Source organism: Streptomyces sp. NPDC033136, from assembly GCF_055578235.1.
The window spans coordinates 69,405-88,829 of record NZ_JBVIPD010000008.1; the positions used below are offsets into that span (position 1 = coordinate 69,405).

General features: G+C 70.6%; 16 protein-coding genes. 14 read left to right on the forward strand and 2 right to left on the reverse strand.

The genetic code is table 11. The features are described from left to right. Positions 1–173: 173 nt before the first annotated feature. The 4 genes from ACZ5TL_RS17185 to ACZ5TL_RS17200 all read left to right on the forward strand — a co-directional run bounded on the left by ACZ5TL_RS17185 (position 174) and on the right by ACZ5TL_RS17200 (position 6,253). Entirely contained in the window at positions 174–1,442 is a 1,269-nt protein-coding gene (locus ACZ5TL_RS17185; protein WP_468590595.1) for an aspartate aminotransferase family protein, read from the forward strand. After that, complete coding sequence (locus ACZ5TL_RS17190; protein ID WP_468590597.1) at positions 1,439–4,342, forward strand: FAD-binding and (Fe-S)-binding domain-containing protein; 2,904 nt, start codon at positions 1,439–1,441, stop codon at positions 4,340–4,342. Before ACZ5TL_RS17185 ends, ACZ5TL_RS17190 begins: the two co-directional genes overlap by 4 nt. Further along, positions 4,339–5,778 carry an NAD-dependent succinate-semialdehyde dehydrogenase gene (locus ACZ5TL_RS17195; protein ID WP_468590598.1) on the forward strand — a complete coding sequence of 480 codons (1,440 nt, stop codon included), beginning with the start codon at positions 4,339–4,341 and terminating at the stop codon, positions 5,776–5,778. Before ACZ5TL_RS17190 ends, ACZ5TL_RS17195 begins: the two co-directional genes overlap by 4 nt. Before the next feature lie 121 nt (positions 5,779–5,899). Continuing rightward, entirely contained in the window at positions 5,900–6,253 is a 354-nt protein-coding gene (locus tag ACZ5TL_RS17200) for a cupin domain-containing protein (RefSeq protein ID WP_468590599.1), read from the forward strand. A gap of 67 nt (positions 6,254–6,320) precedes the next feature. Here the strand turns inward: ACZ5TL_RS17200 and ACZ5TL_RS17205 are convergent, their stop codons facing one another. Both ACZ5TL_RS17205 and ACZ5TL_RS17210 read right to left on the reverse strand, forming a co-directional pair. Continuing rightward, positions 6,321–7,064, reverse strand: coding sequence for an IclR family transcriptional regulator (locus ACZ5TL_RS17205; protein ID WP_468590910.1), 744 nt, complete (start codon positions 7,062–7,064; stop codon positions 6,321–6,323). 273 nt (positions 7,065–7,337) lie between these two features. Further along, complete coding sequence (locus ACZ5TL_RS17210) at positions 7,338–8,084, reverse strand: IclR family transcriptional regulator (protein ID WP_468590911.1); 747 nt, start codon at positions 8,082–8,084, stop codon at positions 7,338–7,340. A gap of 281 nt (positions 8,085–8,365) precedes the next feature. Here ACZ5TL_RS17210 and solA point away from each other — a divergent pair, with 281 nt between their 5' ends. From solA to ACZ5TL_RS17260, 10 genes are all read left to right on the forward strand, one after another. After that, positions 8,366–9,505, forward strand: a complete 1,140-nt coding sequence (gene solA / locus ACZ5TL_RS17215; protein ID WP_468590600.1) for an N-methyl-L-tryptophan oxidase — start codon at positions 8,366–8,368, stop codon at positions 9,503–9,505. 2 nt (positions 9,506–9,507) lie between these two features. Then, positions 9,508–10,569: a succinylglutamate desuccinylase/aspartoacylase family protein gene (locus tag ACZ5TL_RS17220; RefSeq protein ID WP_468590601.1), complete on the forward strand. Its 1,062-nt coding sequence runs from the start codon at positions 9,508–9,510 to the stop codon at positions 10,567–10,569. Positions 10,570–10,648: 79 nt separating this feature from the next. After that, on the forward strand, positions 10,649–11,755 hold the full coding sequence (locus tag ACZ5TL_RS17225) for an ABC transporter substrate-binding protein (protein ID WP_468590602.1): 1,107 nt from the start codon (positions 10,649–10,651) through the stop codon (positions 11,753–11,755). Further along, positions 11,748–12,896 carry an ABC transporter ATP-binding protein gene (locus ACZ5TL_RS17230; protein WP_468590603.1) on the forward strand — a complete coding sequence of 383 codons (1,149 nt, stop codon included), beginning with the start codon at positions 11,748–11,750 and terminating at the stop codon, positions 12,894–12,896. The genes ACZ5TL_RS17225 and ACZ5TL_RS17230 overlap by 8 nt, the downstream gene beginning before the upstream one ends. Before the next feature lie 3 nt (positions 12,897–12,899). Continuing rightward, the gene (locus ACZ5TL_RS17235; RefSeq protein ID WP_468590604.1) at positions 12,900–13,796 is read left to right on the forward strand and encodes an ABC transporter permease; all 897 of its coding nucleotides are present in this window, start codon (positions 12,900–12,902) and stop codon (positions 13,794–13,796) included. Next, entirely contained in the window at positions 13,793–14,659 is an 867-nt protein-coding gene (locus ACZ5TL_RS17240; protein WP_468590605.1) for an ABC transporter permease, read from the forward strand. Before ACZ5TL_RS17235 ends, ACZ5TL_RS17240 begins: the two co-directional genes overlap by 4 nt. Continuing rightward, positions 14,656–16,035, forward strand: coding sequence for an aminotransferase class III-fold pyridoxal phosphate-dependent enzyme (locus tag ACZ5TL_RS17245; RefSeq protein ID WP_468590606.1), 1,380 nt, complete (start codon positions 14,656–14,658; stop codon positions 16,033–16,035). The genes ACZ5TL_RS17240 and ACZ5TL_RS17245 overlap by 4 nt, the downstream gene beginning before the upstream one ends. A 41-nt stretch (positions 16,036–16,076) precedes the next feature. Continuing rightward, on the forward strand, positions 16,077–17,030 hold the full coding sequence (locus ACZ5TL_RS17250; protein ID WP_468590607.1) for a succinylglutamate desuccinylase/aspartoacylase family protein: 954 nt from the start codon (positions 16,077–16,079) through the stop codon (positions 17,028–17,030). Further along, positions 17,027–18,487: an aldehyde dehydrogenase family protein gene (locus ACZ5TL_RS17255; protein ID WP_468590608.1), complete on the forward strand. Its 1,461-nt coding sequence runs from the start codon at positions 17,027–17,029 to the stop codon at positions 18,485–18,487. The genes ACZ5TL_RS17250 and ACZ5TL_RS17255 overlap by 4 nt, the downstream gene beginning before the upstream one ends. Then, a complete protein-coding gene (locus ACZ5TL_RS17260) occupies positions 18,484–19,422 on the forward strand; it encodes an aldo/keto reductase (RefSeq protein WP_468590610.1) in 939 nt (312 codons plus the stop codon). Before ACZ5TL_RS17255 ends, ACZ5TL_RS17260 begins: the two co-directional genes overlap by 4 nt. Positions 19,423–19,425 lie beyond the last annotated feature (3 nt).

Sequence of the window (19,425 nt, forward strand, 5' to 3'; positions counted from 1 at the left end):
GGCGGAGGGGCGGGGTGGAGGGGCCCGGCTCGGCCGACACAACGTCCAAATCGCGCGTCCCGGCCGGACAGATCGCGCGTTGGCGCGGCCCTGGTCCGCCGAGATGCTCGTCAGACCGCAGTACAACCGCAGCAGAAGCGCAGCAGACCGAACACCGAGGCCGGGAGACGAACATGACCGCACTGTCGCCGCACCTTCGCCAGGCCACGCCCGTGGTGGCGGTCCGGGGCGAGGGCGTCCACCTCTACGGCGAGGACGGCCGCCGCTACCTGGACTTCACCGCCGGCATCGGCGTCACCAGCACCGGGCACTGCCACCCCAAGGTCGTGGCGGCGGCGCAGGAGCAGGTGGGCACGCTGGTGCACGGCCAGTACACGACCGTCATGCACCAGCCGCTGCGCCGCCTCGTCGACAAGCTGGGCGAGGTACTGCCGGCCGGCCTCGACAGCCTGTTCTTCACCAACTCCGGCAGCGAGGCCGTCGAGTCGGCGCTGCGGCTGGCCCGCCAGGCCACCGGCCGCCCGAACGTCATCGTCTGCCACGGCGGCTTCCACGGCCGTACCGTCGCCGCCGCCTCCATGACCACCTCCGGCACCCGCTTCCGGTCCGGCTTCTCCCCGCTGATGAGCGGTGTGGTCGTCACCCCGTTCCCGTCGGCCTACCGCTACGGCTGGGACGAGGAGACCGCGACCCGCTTCGCCCTGAAGGAACTGGACTACACGCTCCAGACGATCTCCTCGCCCGCCGACACGGCCGCCATCATCGTCGAGCCGGTGCTCGGCGAGGGCGGATACGTCCCCGCCAACCGCGCCTTCATGGAGGGCCTGCGGGAGCGGGCGGACCGGCACGGCTTTCTGCTGATCCTCGACGAGGTGCAGACCGGCGTCGGCCGCACCGGCCGCTTCTGGGGCCACGACCACTTCGGTATCACCCCCGACATCCTCGTCACCGCCAAGGGCCTGGCCAGCGGGTTCCCGCTGTCCGGCATCGCCGCCTCCGAGGAGCTGATGACCAAGGCGTGGCCCGGCTCGCAGGGCGGCACGTACGGCGCCAACGCCGTGGCCTGCGCGGCGGCCGTCGCCACCCTCGACGTCGTACGCGACGAGAAGCTCGTCGAGAACGCCGAGGCGATGGGCAAGCGGCTGCGCCAGGGCCTGGAGGCGGTGGCGGACCGGACGCCCGGCATCGGCGACGTGCGGGGCCTCGGGCTGATGCTGGCTACCGAGTTCGTCACCGAGGACGGCAGCCCCGACCCCGAGACCGCCGCCCGCGTGCAGCGCGCCGCCGTCGACGAGGGCCTGCTCCTGCTGCTGTGCGGCGCCTGGAACCAGGTCGTGCGCATGATCCCGGCGCTCGTCATCGACGAGACGGCCGTGGACGAGGGCCTCCAGGCATGGGCGACCGCGGTGGAGGCCGGCACATCGGGAGCGGCACGGCGATGACGGACACCACCACGGCCCTGGAGGCGCTGGTCGCGCGGCTCGCCGAGACCGCTCCGGGCCTGCGGGTGGAGACCGGCCCTGGCTCCACCGGCCTCTACGCCTACGACGCCTCCAACTACCGAGTCCCGCCGAGGGCAGTGGTCTTTCCCCGCAGCGCCGACGACGTCGTCGCGGTGCTGCGGGCCTGCCGCGAGGCACATGTTCCGGTCACCGCGCGCGGCGGCGGCACCAGCATGGCGGGCAACGCGGTCGGGCCGGGCGTCGTCCTGGACTTCTCTAGGTACATGAACCGGATCCTGGACATCAACCCGACCGCGCGCACCGCGCGTGTCGAGGCCGGAGTGATCCTGGACGGGCTGCGCAGCGCGACGGCCCTGCACGGGCTCACCTTCGGCCCCGACCCGTCTTCGCACAGCCGGTGCACCCTCGGCGGGATGATCGGCAACGACGCGTGCGGCAACCGGTCGGTGCGGCACGGGCGCACGAGCAGCCACATCGAGGCTCTGGAGCTCGTGACGGCCGACGGCGTGCGGGCCGTCGCCGACCGGACCGGCCTGCGTGCGGCCGACCCGAACGACACTGACGCAGTCGAGCGGGTCGCCCGCCTCGAAGCGGACGTACGCCGCCTGATCGAGGCCGATCTGGCGCTGATCCGTACCGAGCTGGGCCGCGTTCCGCGTCAGGTCTCCGGCTACCAGCTGCACCACCTGCTGCCCGAGCACGGCTTCGACATGGCCCGCGCACTGGTGGGCACCGAGGGCTCCTGTGCGGTCGTCACCGCCGCGACGGTCCGCCTGGTGGCGACCGCACAGGCTTCGGCGCTGCTGACCCTCGGCTACGACGACGTCGTGGACGCTGCCGAGGACGTGCCGGAGATCCTGCGCTGGAACCCCACCGCCGTGGAGGGCATGGACGAGGCGATCGTGGCGACCATGCGCGCGCGGCGTGGTCCGGACTCCGTCACCGGGCTGCCCGAAGGGCGTGCCTGGCTGTACGTCGAGCTCGACGGCGACGACCAGGCGGCCGTCGACGCCCGCGCCGCCGAACTGCTGGGCGTACTCAAGGCCCGGGGCCGGATGACCGGCGGGCGGGTCGTGGACAGCCTGGCCGAGCGGCGCTCGCTGTGGCGGGTCCGCGAGGACGGGGCGGGGCTCGCGGCCCGACTCGTCGACGGCGGGGAGTCCTGGCCCGGCTGGGAGGACGCGGCCGTCGCGCCCGAGAACCTGGCTGCCTACCTGCGGGACTTCCGTAAGCTGCTGGCTGCCCACGGGCTGACCGGCGTCTTGTACGGGCACTTCGGCGCGGGCTGCGTCCACGTACGCATCGACTTCGACCTCGCCACGGACAGCGGGCGGGCTGCCACCCGCCGGTTCCTCTCCGAAGCCGCTGCCCTGGTCGTCGAGCACGGCGGAACCCTGTCGGGCGAACACGGCGACGGGCGGGCCCGAGGCGAGCTGCTGGAGATCATGTACAGCCACCGCATGATCCGGGCGTTCACCGCCTTCAAGGAGACCTTCGATCCCGAGGGCCTGCTCAACCCCGGCGTCATCGTGGCCCCGGCCCGCCTCGACGCCGACCTCGCGCTGCACACACCCTCGGACGTGCTGCCCGTCGAGACCCTCTTCTCCTTCCCGCACGACGAGGACGGCTTCGCGGGCGCGGTACGCCGCTGCGTCGGTGTCGGCCGCTGCCGCAGCGACGCGGGCGGCGTGATGTGCCCCAGTTACCGGGCCACGGGGGAGGAGAACGACTCCACGCGAGGCCGGGCCCGTCTCCTGCAGGAGATGGTGCGGGGCGGGACCGTCCAGGACGGCTGGCGCTCGACCGAGGTCAAGGACGCCCTCGATCTGTGTTTGTCCTGCAAGGCGTGCTCCAGCGACTGTCCGGTCGGCGTCGACATGGCCACGTACAAGGCGGAGTTCCTGCACCAGCACTACAAGGGCAGAGTCAGACCCCGCTCCCACTACTCTCTGGGCTGGCTGCCCCTGACGTCCAAGCTCGTCGGATACGCGGCCCGCCCGGTGAACGCGCTGCTGCGTCGCCCCCTCGGGAAGCTGCTCGCGCGCCTGGGCGGCGTGACCACGAAGCGCAGGATCCCGGCCTTCGCTTCCCGGCGCGCGCTCCGCCGGGCCCTACGCACGGCGAGGACCGGCGAACCGGCGAAGACGCTGCTGTTCGTGGACAGCTTCACCCGCGCCTTCCGCCCCGAGGTCGCCGGAGCCGCGAGCCGCGTACTCGCCGACGCCGGCCTCCCCTGCACGGCCGAGGACGGCCTGTGCTGTGGCCTGACCTGGGTGAGCACCGGACAGCTGTCCCGCGCGCGCCGCATCATGGCCCGTACGGTCGCCCGCCTGGACAACGGCGACGGCCTGCCCATCGTCGTGGCCGAGCCCAGCTGTGCCGCGGCGCTCAAGCGAGACGTGCCCGAACTCCTCGGCACCCGCGCCGCCCGCCGCGTCGCGGCCCGTGTCCACACCCTCACCGGGGCCCTGACCGATCTCGCCGCCCCCGGCTGGACGCCACCGGAGCTGCCGGACAACGTCGTCCTGCAGACCCACTGCCACGAGTACGCCACCTTCAGGGGGCGCCACCCCCGCGACCTGCTCAGCCGCCTCGGCGTGACGAAGGTCGACGAGGCCGAGGGCTGCTGCGGACTCGCCGGCAACTTCGGCTTCGAGGAAGAGCACTACGACACCTCGATGGCTGTCGCCGACCTCGCCCTGAGGCCCCGCCTCGACGACGTCGACCCGCGGACACCGGCCGTCGTCGTGGCCGACGGCTTCAGCTGCGCCACCCAGATCGACCACCTCGCCGGAGACCGGGGCATCCGCGCCCTGCACCTCGCGGAACTGCTCGACCCCGCCGCCGACCGGCCCGGACAACCAGGAGAGAACTCATGACCGACACACCCACGCAGTTGTTCATCGGCGGTGCCTGGGTGGACGCCGCGGACGGCGCCACCATGCCCGTCGACGACCCCGCGACCGGCGACATCCTCTGCCACGTCGCGAACGCCGGCCCCAAGGACGCGAAGCTCGCGGAGGACGCGGCGGTTCAGGCGCAGGAGGAGTGGGCGCGTACGGCGCCCCGGGTGCGCAGCGAGATCCTGCGCCGCGCCTACGAGATCATCATCGAGCGCACCGACGAGCTCGCCCACCTGATGACGGCCGAGATGGGCAAGCCGCTGGCCGAGGCCAGGGGAGAGGTCGCGTACGCGGCGGAGTTCTTCCGGTGGTTCTCCGAGGAGGCTGTCCGTATCGACGGTGGCCTGGCCACCTTGCCGGACGGCCGCAACCGGATGCTGCTCACGCGTCGCCCGGTCGGCCCCTGCCTGCTGATCACCCCGTGGAACTTCCCGCTGGCCATGGGCACCCGCAAGATCGGCCCGGCCGTCGCGGCCGGCTGCACGATGGTGCTCAAGCCCGCCCCGCAGACCCCTCTCTCCAGCCTGGCTCTCGCCGCGATCCTCAAGGAGGCCGGGCTGCCGGACGGCGTGCTGAACGTCGTCACGACCTCCCGTGCGGGGGAGGTGTGCGAACCGCTCCTGCGCGGCGGGCGGATTCGCAAGCTTTCCTTCACCGGCTCCACGGCCGTCGGGCAGCTGCTCCTCGCCCAGAGCGCAGAGGCGGTCGTACGGACCTCGATGGAGCTGGGCGGCAACGCGCCGTTCATCGTCTTCGAGGACGCCGACCTGAACAAGGCCGTGGACGGCGCGATGGTCGCCAAGATGCGCAACATGGGCGAGGCCTGCACGGCCGCCAACCGCTTCTTCGTGCACCGGTCGGTGGCGGAGGAGTTCGGGCGGCGGCTGGCCGAGCGGATGGGCGCGCTGGTCGTCGGTCCGGGCACCCGGGACGGCGTCGACGTCGGCCCCCTGATCGACAGGAGGGGACGCGCCAAGGTGGAGGAACTCGTCGCCGACGCGGTGGAGCGCGGGGCGCAGGTGCTCGTAGGGGGCCGTACACCCGAAGGCCCCGGCTGCTTCTACCCGCCGACGGTGCTGGCTGACGTCGATCCCGGCAGTCGCCTGATGGACACGGAGATCTTCGGCCCCGTCGCCGCGATCCTCACCTTCGACGACGAGGACGAGGTGATCCGCCGGGCCAACGACACCCCCTGGGGCCTGGTCGGCTACGTCTTCACCGAGGGACTGGACCGCGCCTTGCGGGTGAGTGAGCGGCTGGAGGTGGGCATGGTGGGGCTGAACACGGGTCTCGTGTCCAACCCGGCCGCACCCTTCGGCGGCGTCAAGCAGTCCGGGCTCGGCCGCGAGGGCGGCCGGGTGGGGATCGACGAGTTCCTGGAGTACCAGTACCTCGCGGTGCCCGTGCGATGACGGCGGTCATGCCCTGACCGCGCCGCAGCACGCACCGTGACGGGCCTCACCCGTGCCCGGTTTTCCACGCCGCGGGCACGGGTGGACGGTCATCAATTTCTCGACTCCAAGGAAAAAGAACATGTCGTTCCTGAAGACCATCGACACCAACCCCTCGTTCGCGCCGCACGAGTCCGGCCCGCTCCCGGAACGTCTGATTTCCGGCGACCCCGCGTTCATGACCTGGCCCCAGGACATCGCCCGCGGGGAGATGATCCATACGGGAGTCTGGGAAGCGACGCCCGGCGAGACGCGCTCGATCAAGGGCGAGACTTTCGAGTTCTGCCACATCCTCGCCGGCATCGTCGAACTCACGCCGGAAGGTGGCGAGCCGGTGGTCTACAAGGCAGGCGACAGCTTTGTCATGAAGCCGGGCTTCGTCGGTGTCTGGAAGACCATGGAAACCGTGCGCAAGATCTACGTGATCGTGAAGTGATGGGTCGGCCACGTCGGGTTGCGAGCGCGGCCGGCAGCGGGGTGAGGATCCGGAGCCGGGACCGTCGTCAGGCCAGGTGCCGGGCGGTGATCTCCGCCGCCGTCTCGGCGACCAGCCGACCCATCTCGGGCAGCCGGCCGGCCTCGAAGCGCGAGTCGGGCAGGGAGACGGCCACGGCGGCCAGGGCTGCGCCCTCACCGTCCAGCACCGGTGCCGCGATGGCGCAGACACCCTGAAGGTACTGGTTGTGGTTGACGGCGTAGCCACGCTCTCTCACGCGGTGGAGCTCCGCCCGCAGTTGCTCCGGGTCGGTGATGGTCTCTTCGCCGTAACCCTCCAGCGTCCCCGCGGTGACCTCGTCTATCTCGGACTTCCTCAGATGGGCGAGGACGGCGTTTCCGGCGGCGGTGGCGTGCAGGGGCGAGGTGTCACCGATGGCGTGGAAGGTCCGTACGGCATGGTCGCAGTCGACGCGGTCGACGACGACCATGCCCTGGAGGGCGTCCGGCACGGACAGGTGGATGGTCTCGTTCAGCGCGTCGCGGAGCCGGATCATGGGTTCACGCGCGGCGGCGAACAGGCTGGAGCCCTGGAGGGCGGCGGGCCGTACGGCCAGGACGCGGGCGCCGATCTCCCAGCGTGTGGTGTCCTTGCGGTTCGCCCGTAGCCAGCCCGCCTCATTGAGCGTGATCAGCGTGCGCTGCACGGTGGACTTCGGCAGCCCGAATATCTTTGTCAGCTCCCCGACAGTCACGGGTTGATGCCGGGCGACTGCCTCCAGAACCCGCAGCGACCTGGTGACGCTCTTCATTTCCATTCGATGCCCCCCTCAGACCGGTGGATTCCTGGTTCTCACCTCGTGACTCCAGCACCGGTTCACGGTCATGTGCCGTATTTTAGCATAGCGTTCCACAATCTGGCACGCAGCTTGAGTTGGTACATGGCCGGACTGACCCTGACGCACGCCGGGAGCCCAGATTCCCTGCGACGCTGGACAGCGGACGGGCATGGCTGAGGGCCGGCTCGAACGCTGACGCGTGCGAGCCGGCCCTCGCTCAACGGCCAGGGGGTCGTCGTCTGCCGCTCAGGCGCCCAGGCGGCGCTGGGAGATCTCCGCGGCTGTGTCGGCGACGAGGCGGCCCCACTTGGGTGCCTGTGCACCGTCGTACCGCGCCTCGGGCATGGAGGCGGCCACGGCGGCCAGTGGCATGCCGTCCTCGTCGAGCACGGGCGCGGCGACGGCGCAGACGCCGGGCCGGTACTGGTTGCGATTGAGCGCGTAGCCGTCGGTGCGGATCCGGTCCAGCTCGGCGCGCAGCTCCTCGGGCTCGACGGGGGTCGTGTCGCTGAACCGCTCCAGCCCTGCCGTGATGAGGTCTTCGACGTCCCGCCTCGGCAGGTGGGCGAGGATGGCGCGCCCGACGGCGGTGGCGTGCAGGGGTGAGGTGTCGCCGATCGCGTGGAAGGTGCGTACCGGGTGGTCGCAGTCGACGCGGTCCACCACGACCATGCACTGGAGGGCGTCCGGCACCGACAGGTGGATCGTCTCGTTCACCGCGTCCCGAAGGCGAACCATGGGGTCACGTGCGGCGGCGAACAGGCTGGAGCCCTGCAGGGCGGCCGGCCGTACGGCCAGGACGCGGGCGCCGATCTCCCAGCGGGTGGTGTCCTTGCGGTTGGCGCGCAGCCAGCCGGCCTCCGCCAGCGTGACCAAGGTGCGCTGCACGGTGGACTTCGGCAGTCCGAAGAGCTTCGTCAACTCCCCTACGGTCACGGGCTGATGCTGGGCGACCGCCTCCAGGATCCGCAGTGACCTGGTGACGCTCTTCATTTCCATCCGGTTTCCCCCTGTTAATCCTCAAAATTTCCGCTGGACACCCTCTTGACTCCTCGCTGAAGCCACTGTCATTCTCTGTGCCAGATTCTAGCACAGCGTGCCATATAGTGGCACGCCTTTCGGAGAGGCCCCCGGAAGTGAGCCGGACTGCGAGACGCGGCGGTTGCGAGCGCAGGTCCACAAGGAGGCCCTGACTCCCGCCCAAACCATCTCGAATCGAACAGCTTCACGTCGAAGGCCCAGCATGCGCCTCGGCGATACGAAAGGAAAGTCCTGTGTCAGCTGCCAGGAAGCGCGTCGCGGTGATCGGCGTCGGAACGATGGGCAGCCAGGCCGCCTGGCGGCTGGCGGCCCGCGGCGCCGAGGTCGTCGGCTACGACCGCTATGCACCCGGCCACGACCGCAGTGCCGCCGGCGGCGAGTCCCGGATCTTCCGCAGCGCGCACTTCGAGGACTCCCGGTATGTCCCGCTTCTCAAGCACGCCGACGCCCTCTGGGAGCAGCTGCAGCAGGAGACCGGCCGCGAGCTGCGCCGCCTGACCGGGTGCCTGCTCATGGGGCCGACCGACCACCAGCAGATGGCCACCGTCCTTCAGTCCATCGCCGAGCACGACCTCGACCACGAGGTGCTCGACGCCGAGACGCTTGCCAAGCGCTTCCCGCAGTACCGCATCGAAGACGGCGACGCGGCCGTACTCGACCGCCGCGCCGGGTTCATCCGCCCGGAGCTGACGATCCAGACCGCCGCCCGCCGCGCCGAGCAGCTGGGCGCCGTGATCCACCGCTACAGCACGGTCCGCGAGATCGTCCCCGTCGCGGGCGGCGTGGAGATCCGCACCGACTCCGGCAGCGAGCGCTTCGACACCGCCGTCGTCACGCCCGGCCCCTGGGTCAACGACCTGCTGCCCGACCTGCCGTGGGAGGTGGAAGTCCGCCGCCTCGTCAGCGCCTGGTACGTGCCCACCGTCCCCGACGCCTGGTTCGGCGAGGAGCGTCCGGCGTTCATCCGCACGGCACCCACCCACTGCTACGGCCTGCCCTCCCCGGACGGCATCTCGGTCAAGCTCGGACTGTCCCGCGCGCTGCACCGTCTCGCCGGCGACCCCAACCAGCTGGACCGCACCGTGCGGCCGGACGAGCTGGAGATCTTCTCCGAGCTGATCGGGCGTTACCTGCCCGACCTGCACCCGGACCCCACCCGCCTCTCCGTCTACATGGAGGGCTATACCGAGAGCAGCCGCCCCCTGGTCGGCCCGCTGCCCGGCGCCGAGAACGTCATCCTTCTCGCCGGCTTCTCCGGTCACGGCTTCAAACTCTCGCCCGCCTTCGGCGACATCGCCGCGGACCTCGCGCTGGACGGCGCCTCGCCCCAGCCCATCGACTTCCTCTCCACCGTCGGCCGTACGGAGGCATGACCATGCAGGACACCACCCTCTCCGTCGGCTCTCTGGCGGCCCGTCCGGGCACCAAGGCCCGCGGCACCGTCCAGGCCGATCTCGGCACCCGCACCGCGGACATCCCGGTGACCCTGGTCAACGGAGCCCGCCCGGGGCCCCGGGTCGTCATCACCGCCGGTGTGCACGGCGGCGAGTTCACGCCCATCGAAGCCGCCGCGCGCCTGGCAGACCTGCTGGAGCCCGGCGAGGTGAGCGGGCAGGTGATCGTCTGTCCGGTCGCCAACCCTCCCGCCGTGTACCAGGGCCGGCTCAACGTCTCCCCGGTCGACGGCGTGAACCTCAACCGTGTCTTCCCCGGCGACCCGGCCGGCGGCCCCACCGAACGGCTGGCCGCCTGGCTTTTTACCCACCTCGTCGACGGCGCCGACGTCTACATCGACCTGCACTGCGCGGGCATCGACCAGGTCCTGCGGGACTTCGTCGGCTACCGCCTCACCGGTGACCCGGACCTGGACAAGGCGACGGCCGAACTGGCAGGCTCCTTCGGCATCGAGGACGTCATCCTCGGACTGACGCCCGAGGGCGGCAACAGCCACGCGGCCGCCGCCCGCCGGGGTATCTCGGCGGTCCTCGTCGAGGTGGGCCAGCTCGGCCAGCGGGACGAGGCCACCGCCCTCCGCCGTGTCGACGGACTGCTGAAGGCACTTCGCCATCTGGGCGTCCTCGACCAGGACGGTTCCGCCCCGGCACCGATCCGCGAGTGGGTCTGGTCCGCCGGCGTCACCGCCGAGGCCACCGGCCTGTGGTACCCGGAGTTCTCCTTCGACGCCGACGTCATCGGCGAAGTCGCCGAGGGCGACCTCCTCGGCCGCATCATCGACCCGACCGACGGCACCGAGCACACCGCCCACGCCCCGGCCGACGGCCGGATCTTCTACGGCATGCACGGCCTCACCGTCGCCACCGGTGCCGAACTCGCCGCCCTCGCCGTCCCGTGGGACCCCGACACGGCCGCGCGGGCCGACACCCTCCGGGCCCCCGGTCTGGGTGCCGGATCCGACGAGGCGGGCCCCCGCCCCTAGACCCCCATTCCAGCCGCCCCCCTTTCCACGTCCCCAGCCGCTCCCCTTCTCACGGCCAGCACCACCCAGGAGGCACACGATGAAAGATGCCCGAATAGACCGCAGACTGTTCCTGCGAGGAATAGGCGGGGTCACTGCGGGTGTCGCCGCCGCGACCGCCCTCTCCGCCTGCGGTACCGGTACCAGCCGCACCTCTTCCGGCAGCGCCAAGGGCGGCGGCAAGACGGTGGTCGTCCGCGACAGCGGCGGTTCCTACGGTGCGGCCCTGCAGAAGGCGATCTACACGCCGTTCACGCAGGAGACCGGCATCACCGTCAAGGTGCTGAACCTGGACGACGCTCCGCTGCTGGCGCAGATCAAGCAGGGCCGCCCGCAGTGCGACCTCATCAACAACTCGATGATGTCGCACACCAAGTACGTCAAGCAGGACGCGCTGGAGACGCTGGACCTCGACCGGGTCAAGAGCGTGAAGAGCGCGAAGCTCCCCGAGAACCAGATCACCGAGCATGCCATCGGCAGCAGCTTCTACGGCGCCTGTATGGCATACCGCACGGATGCCTTCGGGGGTAAGAAGCCGGAGTCGTGGGCGGACTTCTGGGACACCGGGGCGTTCCAGGGCGGCCGTTCGATGTGCAACCCGGACGGTGATCTGCCGGAGCTGGAGTTCGCGCTGCTGGCCGACGGTGTCCCGATGGACAAGCTGTACCCGCTCGATGTGGACCGTGCCTTCAAGGTGCTGACCCGGCTGCGGGCCGACATCAAGAAGTTCTGGGACAGCGGCCCGCTCCCCGGTGTGCTGCTCAGCCGCCAGGAGGTGACGATGTCCACCGTGTGGGACGGCCGTATCGCCGATCTGCAGAAGCAGGGCGTCCCGGTCACCAGGCAGCTCAACGGTATGCGCCGTCAGTTCCAGGGCTATGCCATCGCCAAGGGTGCGGCCAACGCCGACAACGCCTACCAGCTGATGGACTTCTCGCTGCGGGCCGAGAGCCAGGCCGCTCTGGCCAAGGCGTTCCCGTCGAACCCGTCTTCTCCGCTGGCCTACGACAAGCTCACCGAGGGCGAGCGCAACGCACTGTCCGGTGCGCCGAAGTACTACGACAAGGGTTTCGACGCGGACATCGACTGGTGGCTGAAGAACGAATCGGCCGTCACCAAGCGCTGGTTGGAGTGGGCTCGTGGCTGAATTCGGTGTCGCCGCACCGTCGGTGAAGGTGGCCGGCAACAAGCCTGCCACCGCGACCGGCAAATCGCTGTCGGTAGTGGCCCTGCGCAAGACATACGGGGACGTCGTCGCCGTCGACGAGGCGTCCATGGAGATCGCCGCGGGGGAGTTCGTCACCTTCCTCGGCGCTTCCGGGTCGGGCAAGACCACGACCCTGATGATGATCGCCGGGTTCTGCGAGCCGGACTCCGGCACCATCACCGTCGGGGACCGGGACGTCACCCGTCTCGCGCCGCAGAAGCGGGGCCTGGGGTTCGTCTTCCAGCAGTACCTGCTCTTCCCGCACATGACCGTCGCCGAGAACGTCGCCTTCCCGCTGACGCTGCGCGGGGTGCCGAAGGAGGAGATCCGCCGCCGGGTGGGGGAGACGCTGGAGATCGCCGGGCTGTCCGGGTTCGGCGGCCGTAAGCCGCGTGAGCTGTCGGGTGGTCAGCAGCAGCGTGTCGCCCTGTGCCGGGCGCTGGTCTACCGCCCGCCGGTCATCCTCATGGACGAACCGCTCGGCGCGCTGGACAAGAAGCTGCGCGACCAGCTCCAGGTCGAGATCAAGACCATTCAGCAGGAACTGGGCCTGACCGTCATCTACGTGACGCACGATCAGGAAGAAGCGCTGGTCATGTCCGACCGCATCGCGGTCATGCGCAACGGCCTGATCGAGCAGTTCGACACCCCGAGGGAGCTGTTCGAGCGGCCGAAGACGCCGTTCGTCGCGGACTTCCTCGGTGCGGCGAACTTCCTGCCCGGCCGCATCGACAAGCACGACGGCGAGCACACCCTCGTCCGCCTCACCCAGTCCGGCGGTCTGCTCAAGGCGCGCCGCCACCAGCTGCCCTCCGGCACCGAGGTGAAGGTGGCTGTGCAGCCGGGCCGGCTGCGGGCCTGTGCCAGTGATGACGGGTTCTGTACCGGCACGGTCGAGACCGCCACCTACGTGGGCACCCTGGTCCGCGCGGGGGTGCGCATCGACGGCATTGACGGCAAAGAGGCGCCGCTGCTGCGCCTGGAGGTCCCGGCCGGCCGCGGCCCGGTCGCGGGCGAGCGGGTCGGGATCACCGCCGACCCCGAGAACGTCAACCTCTTCCCCAGCGAACAGGGAGGGTGAGCCATGGCCGCCACCCTCACCGCCAACGCTCCCGCCCGTCCGCGCAAGCTGCTGGCCTCGCGCAGGACAAGGGTCGGGATTCTGTACGCGCTGCCGGTCGTCGTCTACCTGCTGGTGCTGTTCGTCTACCCGATCTTCAGCACGCTGCTGCTGAGCCTGAAGGACGCCGACGGATCGTTCACCCTGCACTGGTACGCCGACGCCCTGACCGGCGTCAACCTCTCCGTGCTGATCACCACGCTGCGGATCTCCGCCGAGACGGCACTGCTCAGCCTGGTCTTCGGGTTCCTGTTGGCCCAGGCGATCTGCCGGCTCAAGCCCATCCTGGCCGGCCTGGCGATGCTGGTCGTGGTCGTGCCGCACTTCGTCAGCGCCCTGGTGCGCACCTACGGCTGGATCATCATGCTCGGTGACAAGGGCCTGGTGAACGAGACCCTGGCCGCCATGTCGGTCCCCGGCGCACCGTTCCAGCTGCTCTACAACGAACTCGGTGTGGTCATCGGCACCACCTCCATGATGCTGCCCTACACCGTGCTGCTGCTCTACGGGGTGATGCGCGGTGTGGACCGCCGGCTGCTGGCGGCCGCCTCCAGCATGGGCGCGGGACGCGTGACGATCTTCCGCCGCATCTACCTGCCGCTGGTCGCCCCGGGCCTGGCCAGTGCCGGACTGCTCAGCTTCATCCTCTCGCTGGGCTACTACATCACCCCGGCCCTGATGGGCGGACCCAACCAGACGATGATCGCCACCCTCATCAACCAGCAGGTCACCAAGGAGAACCAGTGGAACGGGGCGGCCGCCCAGGGCGTCATCCTGCTGGTACTCACCCTGGCCGGACTGCTGCTGGTCAAGGCCGTCAGCTCGCTGGGCGCCAGCCGTAAGAAGAGGAGCGCGTCATGATGGAGCTGCGCAAGACCCTCGCCGGGCGCATCGCTCTCACGGCGGCCGCCACCGTGATCCTGCTGTTTTTGGCGCTGCCGATCGTCGTCATCCTCGTCACCTCCTTCAGCAACAACGCCTTCGCCGACTTCCCGCCGGAAGTGTGGACGCTGAACTGGTACCAGGCCCTGTTCACCGACGGCAGCAAATGGCCGGCCGCCCTCTCGCTGAGCGCCCTCGTCGCCGCCCTGAGCACCGTCTTCTCCCTCATCATCGGGGTGACCGCGGCGACCGCCCTGGTCCGCAGCGAACTCCCGCTGCGCTCGGCGGTCTTCGCCCTGGTGCTCGGACCGCTGGTCATCCCGCAGATCGTCACCGCGCTCGGGTTGTTCCTGCTGTTCGAACCGGCGGCGATGCTGGGCAGCCCGATCGCCATCGCCCTCGGCCACACCGTGCTGGCCGCGCCGATCGCGGTACTCATCCTGATCGCGACCCTGCGCGGCATCGACGAACGCCTCGAAGACGCCGCCGCCAGCATGGGCGCCGGCCGCCTCACCATCGCCCGGCGCATCACCTTCCCCCTCGCCGCACCAGGAATGATCGCGGCGGCGATCTTCTCCTTCATCACCAGCTTCGACGAGTTCTACATCGCCCAGTTCCTCTCCTCCGTCGACACCATCACCCTGCCCGTCCAGGTCTACAACTCCCTCACCTTCGAGATCGACCCCAGCGTCACCGCGGTCAGCGCCATCCTCATCGCCTTCGCCATCCTCGCCCTCGGCCTGGTGGCCCTCGTGCGCTGGCTCGGCTCCGGACGACAGCAATCCCTGCTCTCGGTCGAGAACACGGTCGGCGTCGCCAACCCCGGAGGCGAGGCCGTATGACCGCCGCCGCTCAGCTGACCGCGGCCACCGCTCAGCGGCACCTGCTGCTGAACATGACCGCCAACGGATCGCTCGGCGATCAGGGCGAAGACCTCCTCGTCGTCCAGCGAGGGGAGGGCCCGTACGTCGACGACGCGGACGGCAGGCGCTACATCGACGGCCTGTCAGGGCTGTACTGCTGCCAGCTCGGCTACTCCTACGGCCCCGAGTTCGCCGAGGCCGCCGAACGGCAACTGAGCGAGCTGTGCTACAGCCCGCTGTGGACCGGCTCCGCCCACCCCTCGGCCATCGAACTCGCCGAGCGGCTGTCCTGGATCGCCCCCGTCGACATCGAGCACACCTTCTTCTCGAGCGGTGGCGCCGAAGCCGTCGAGACCGCCTGGAAGATTGCCCGTCGTTACCACGCCCTGCGCGGAGAGCCGGACCGCACCAAGGCGATCGCCCGACGCGGCGCCTACCACGGTCTGACCATCGGCACCCTGTCGTTCAACGACGACCCCGGCCTGACGGAGCCGTACGGCCCGCCGGCGATCGACACCCGGTTCGTGTCGAACACCAACCGCTGCGGCCTCGCACCGGAGTTCGCGGACGACGAGGTCTACACGGCATGGCTGCTCGCGGAGTTGGAGGCCGCGATCCTGACCGAGGGCCCGGAGACCGTCGCGATGCTCATCGCCGAGCCGGTGCAGAACAGGGGCGGGTGCATCACGCCGCCCCAGGGTTACTGGCAGGGGTTGCGGGCGCTGGCCGACCGGTACGGCTTCCTGCTCGTCGCCGACGAGGTCATCACGGCCTTCGGCCGGATCGGGGAGTGGTTCGGCGGCGACCGCTACGGCGCCCGCCCGGACATGGTCACCGTCGCCAAGGGCATCACCGCCGGATACGCCCCCCTGGGCGCGACCCTGGTCGGCACCAAGGTCACCGAGGTCATCAACCGGCCCGGCGCGGTCCTCAACCACGGCTATACCTTCGCCGGACACCCGCTGAGCACGGCCATCGCCCTGCGCAACCTGGAGATCATGGAGCGGGACCGCATCCTGGAGAACGTCCGCGGTCTCCAGGGAGACGTGGCCAAACACATGGCGGCGCTCAAGGACCTGCCGATCGTCGGCGACGTCCGCGGCACCGGGTTCTTCTACTCCTGCGAACTCGTGGGAGACATGGACGACGGCGGCTTCAGCGCCAACGCCCGAGCCGCTCTGATCGGCGACCTGATCCCGCGTCGGCTGCGCGAGGCCGGCCTGCTGGCCCGCGTCTACGACCGCTCCAGGCCCCTGGTCCAGATCGCGCCTCCGCTGATCAGCGACCGCGCCGTCCTCGACCGCATCGCCGCGATCATCGCGGGCACCCTCGCCGAGGCGTCCGCCCGCATCTGATCCACGTTCTGCATCTGGCCCACGTTTTGGGAAGGAACCACATGTACTCCATCGGTCCGCTGACCGTCGCCCCGGGCGAGCGCGCCCAGGGCCTGATCCCGGTCGGCACCAGCAGCTACGGCGTGGAGCTCGGCATACCGCTGATCGTCGTCAACGGCGCCCAGGACGGCCCGGTCCTGTGTGTGGACGCGGGCGTCCACGGTGACGAGTACGACGGCCAGGAGGCCATCCGCCGCGTGCTCGCCGAGATCGACCCGGCCACCCTGCGCGGCACCGTCGTCGGCATCCCCTGCCTGAACACCCCGGCCTTCGAGGCGGCCGCCCGCGCCAGCGGCATCGACCACCTCAACCTCAACCGCATCTTCCCGGGCGACGCGGAGGGCTCGTACTCGCAGCGCCTGGCCGCCACCTTCGTCGAGCAGGTCGTCCCCGCCGTCGACGCCGTGGTCGACCTGCACACCGGCGGCGCCTACGGCGAGATCGCCCCGCTGGTCATCCTCCAGGGCGGCTACGAGGACCTGGCCACGGACCTGGCCCTGGCCGCCGGGCATGAGCTGGTCTGGAAGGGCGGCAAGTGGGGCGGCACGGTCCGCCACCCCGTCCTCGCGGCCGGCAAGCCCGCCGTCACCATCGAGTGCGGTGGCGCCACGTACCGCGAGACCAACGTCGAGCACCACATGAACTCGATCCGCAACATCCTGCGCCGGCTCGGAATGGTCGAGGGCGAGGCGGAGCTGCGGGACACCTACACGACCGTCTCGGGCACCTTCGCCCGCTCCGCCGCCGGGGGTTTCTTCGTCGCCCACGCCGAGCCGGGGGAGAACTGCAAGGAGGGCGACCTGATCGCCACCATCGTCGACCACTACGGCAACACGCTGGAGGAGGTCACTGCCCCGCAGGAGGGCATCGTGCTCTGGGTGCGCCGGATCCGCACGGTCCGTCCCGGCGACGAGGTCGTCATCTTCGGCGAGGTGCTGGGGGAGATCCAGCCATGAGCGGCGAACTGCAGCTGAGCGAGCTGCTGATCGACGGCAAGCAGGTCCCCGCCGCCGACGGCCGCACCTTCACCGTCCTCGACCCGTCGAACGGCACACCCATTGCCCAGGTGGCGGTGGGCGGCAAGGCCGATGTGGACCAGGCGGTGGCGGCGGCACGCGCGGCCTTCACAGCACCAGAGTGGGCCCGGATGCGTGCTGCCGATCGCGGCCGGATCCTGTACCGGATCGCCGAGGCCATCCGTTACCAGGGCGAACGGCTGGCCCGCCTGGAGAGCCAGGACGTCGGCAAGCCGCTGCGCCAGGCGAAGGCCGATGTCGAGGCGGCCGCCCGCTACTTCGAGTTCTACGCGGGCGTCGCCGACAAGGTCGGCGGCTCGACGATCCCGCTCGGCCCTGGCCTGATCGACTACACGGTCCGTGAGCCGATCGGCGTGTCCGGCCAGATCATCCCGTTCAACTACCCGCTGCAGAACACCGCGAGGGGCTCCGCACCGGCGCTGGCCGCAGGTTGCACGGTGGTGCTCAAGCCGTCTCCCGAGGCGCCGCTCACCCCGCTGGAGATCGGCAGGATCGCCCTGGAGTGCGGTCTTCCGCCGGGCGTGCTGAACGTGGTCCCCGGTGACGGCGAGACCGGCGCGGCCCTCGCCGGTCACCCGGACATCGACCAGGTCACCTTCACCGGGTCCGTGCCGACCGGCATCAAGGTGGCGCAGGCCGCCGCCGCGAACGTGGTGCCCTCGGTCACCGAACTGGGCGGCAAGTCGCCGGTCGTCGTCTTCGCGGACGCCGACTTCGACCTGGCGCTCGGCGCGGTCGCCGCCTCCGCGTTCGGCAACGCCGGGCAGACCTGCTCGGCCGGCACCCGGCTGCTGCTCCAGCGTGGCGCCGAGGAGTTCCTGGACAAGCTCGTCGCGCACGCCGCCTCCCTGCGCGTCGGCCCGGGCCTCACCGACCCCGACGTCGGCCCGCTGGTCGCCGCACGGCAGCGGGACCGGGTCCTCGGCTACCTGGAGCTGGCGCGGGAGGAGGGTGCCGTGGCACGGGCCGGCGGAAGCGCCCCCTCGGACCCCGAGCTGGCCGACGGCTACTTCGTCGAGCCGACCGTCCTCACCGGGCTCGACAACCAGGCCCGTTGCGCCCGCGAGGAGATCTTCGGTCCCGTCCTCACGGTCATCGAGTTCGACGACGCGGACGAGGCACTGGAGATCGCCAACGACAGTCCGTACGGCCTCGTCTCGTACGTGTGGACCCGCGACATCGACAAGGCGATGCGCATGGCCGAGGGCATCCGGGCCGGCCAGGTCTATGTCAACGCCACCGGCGTCGGCACGGGCGTCGAGCTCCCCTTCGGCGGCTACAAGCACAGCGGCTGGGGCCGGGAGAAGGGCCTTGAGGGCCTGGCCAGCTATCTGCAGACCAAGAACGTCTGCATCGGATTCGGGAACCGGTCATGAGATACCGCTCGCTCGGAGCACGCGGCCCGACCGTCTCGGTGGTCGGCGTGGGCGGCAACAACTTCGGAAGCCGTCTCGACGAGGACGGCACGAAGGCCGTCGTCCACGCCGCCCTCGACGCCGGGATCACCCTGTTCGACACCGCCGACATGTACGGCGGGTCCGGTGAGCGGGGTGGCTCGCGCGGCGACGGCGAACGCCTGCTGGGTGCCGCCCTCAAGGGCCACCGCGACGACATCGTGCTCGCCACCAAGTTCGGCATGGAGGTGAGCAGGGACGCCGACCTGTGCGGTCCCCGCGGATCCCGCGCCTACATCCGGTACGCGGTGGAGGCGTCACTGCGCCGGCTCGGCACCGACCGGATCGACCTGTACCAGTACCACGAGCCGGACGGTGTCACGCCGTTGGAGGAGACGGTCGCCGCGCTCCGGGAGCTGGTCGACGAGGGCAAGATCCGGTACATCGGCTGCTCCAACCTCCCGGCCGAGCACGTCACGGACGCCTTCGTGTCCACCCAGGCGCGCTACCACCTGCTCGACCGCGGCGCGGAACGGGACCTGATCCCGGCCTGCCTGCACCACGGCCTCGGCCTGCTGCCGTACTACCCGCTGGCCAACGGCCTGCTCAGCGGAAAGTACCGCCGCGGCCAGGAGCCCCCGCCCGGCAGCCGCCTGTCTTGGCGCCGGGGCTGGCTCACCGACGCCGCCCTCGACAAGGTCGAGGCGCTCACCGCCTATGGCGCCGACCGCGGCCTGACCCTTCTCCGGGTCGCGGTCGGCGCACTGGCGGCCCTGCCCGCCGTGGGCTCCGTCATCTGCGGCGCCATGACACCCCACCAGGTCACCGCCAACGCGGCGGCGGCCGACTGGATACCGAGCCCGGCCGACCTGGCCGTGCTCGACGCGATCGTCGCCCCCGGCGAACGTGTCGTCTGAAGC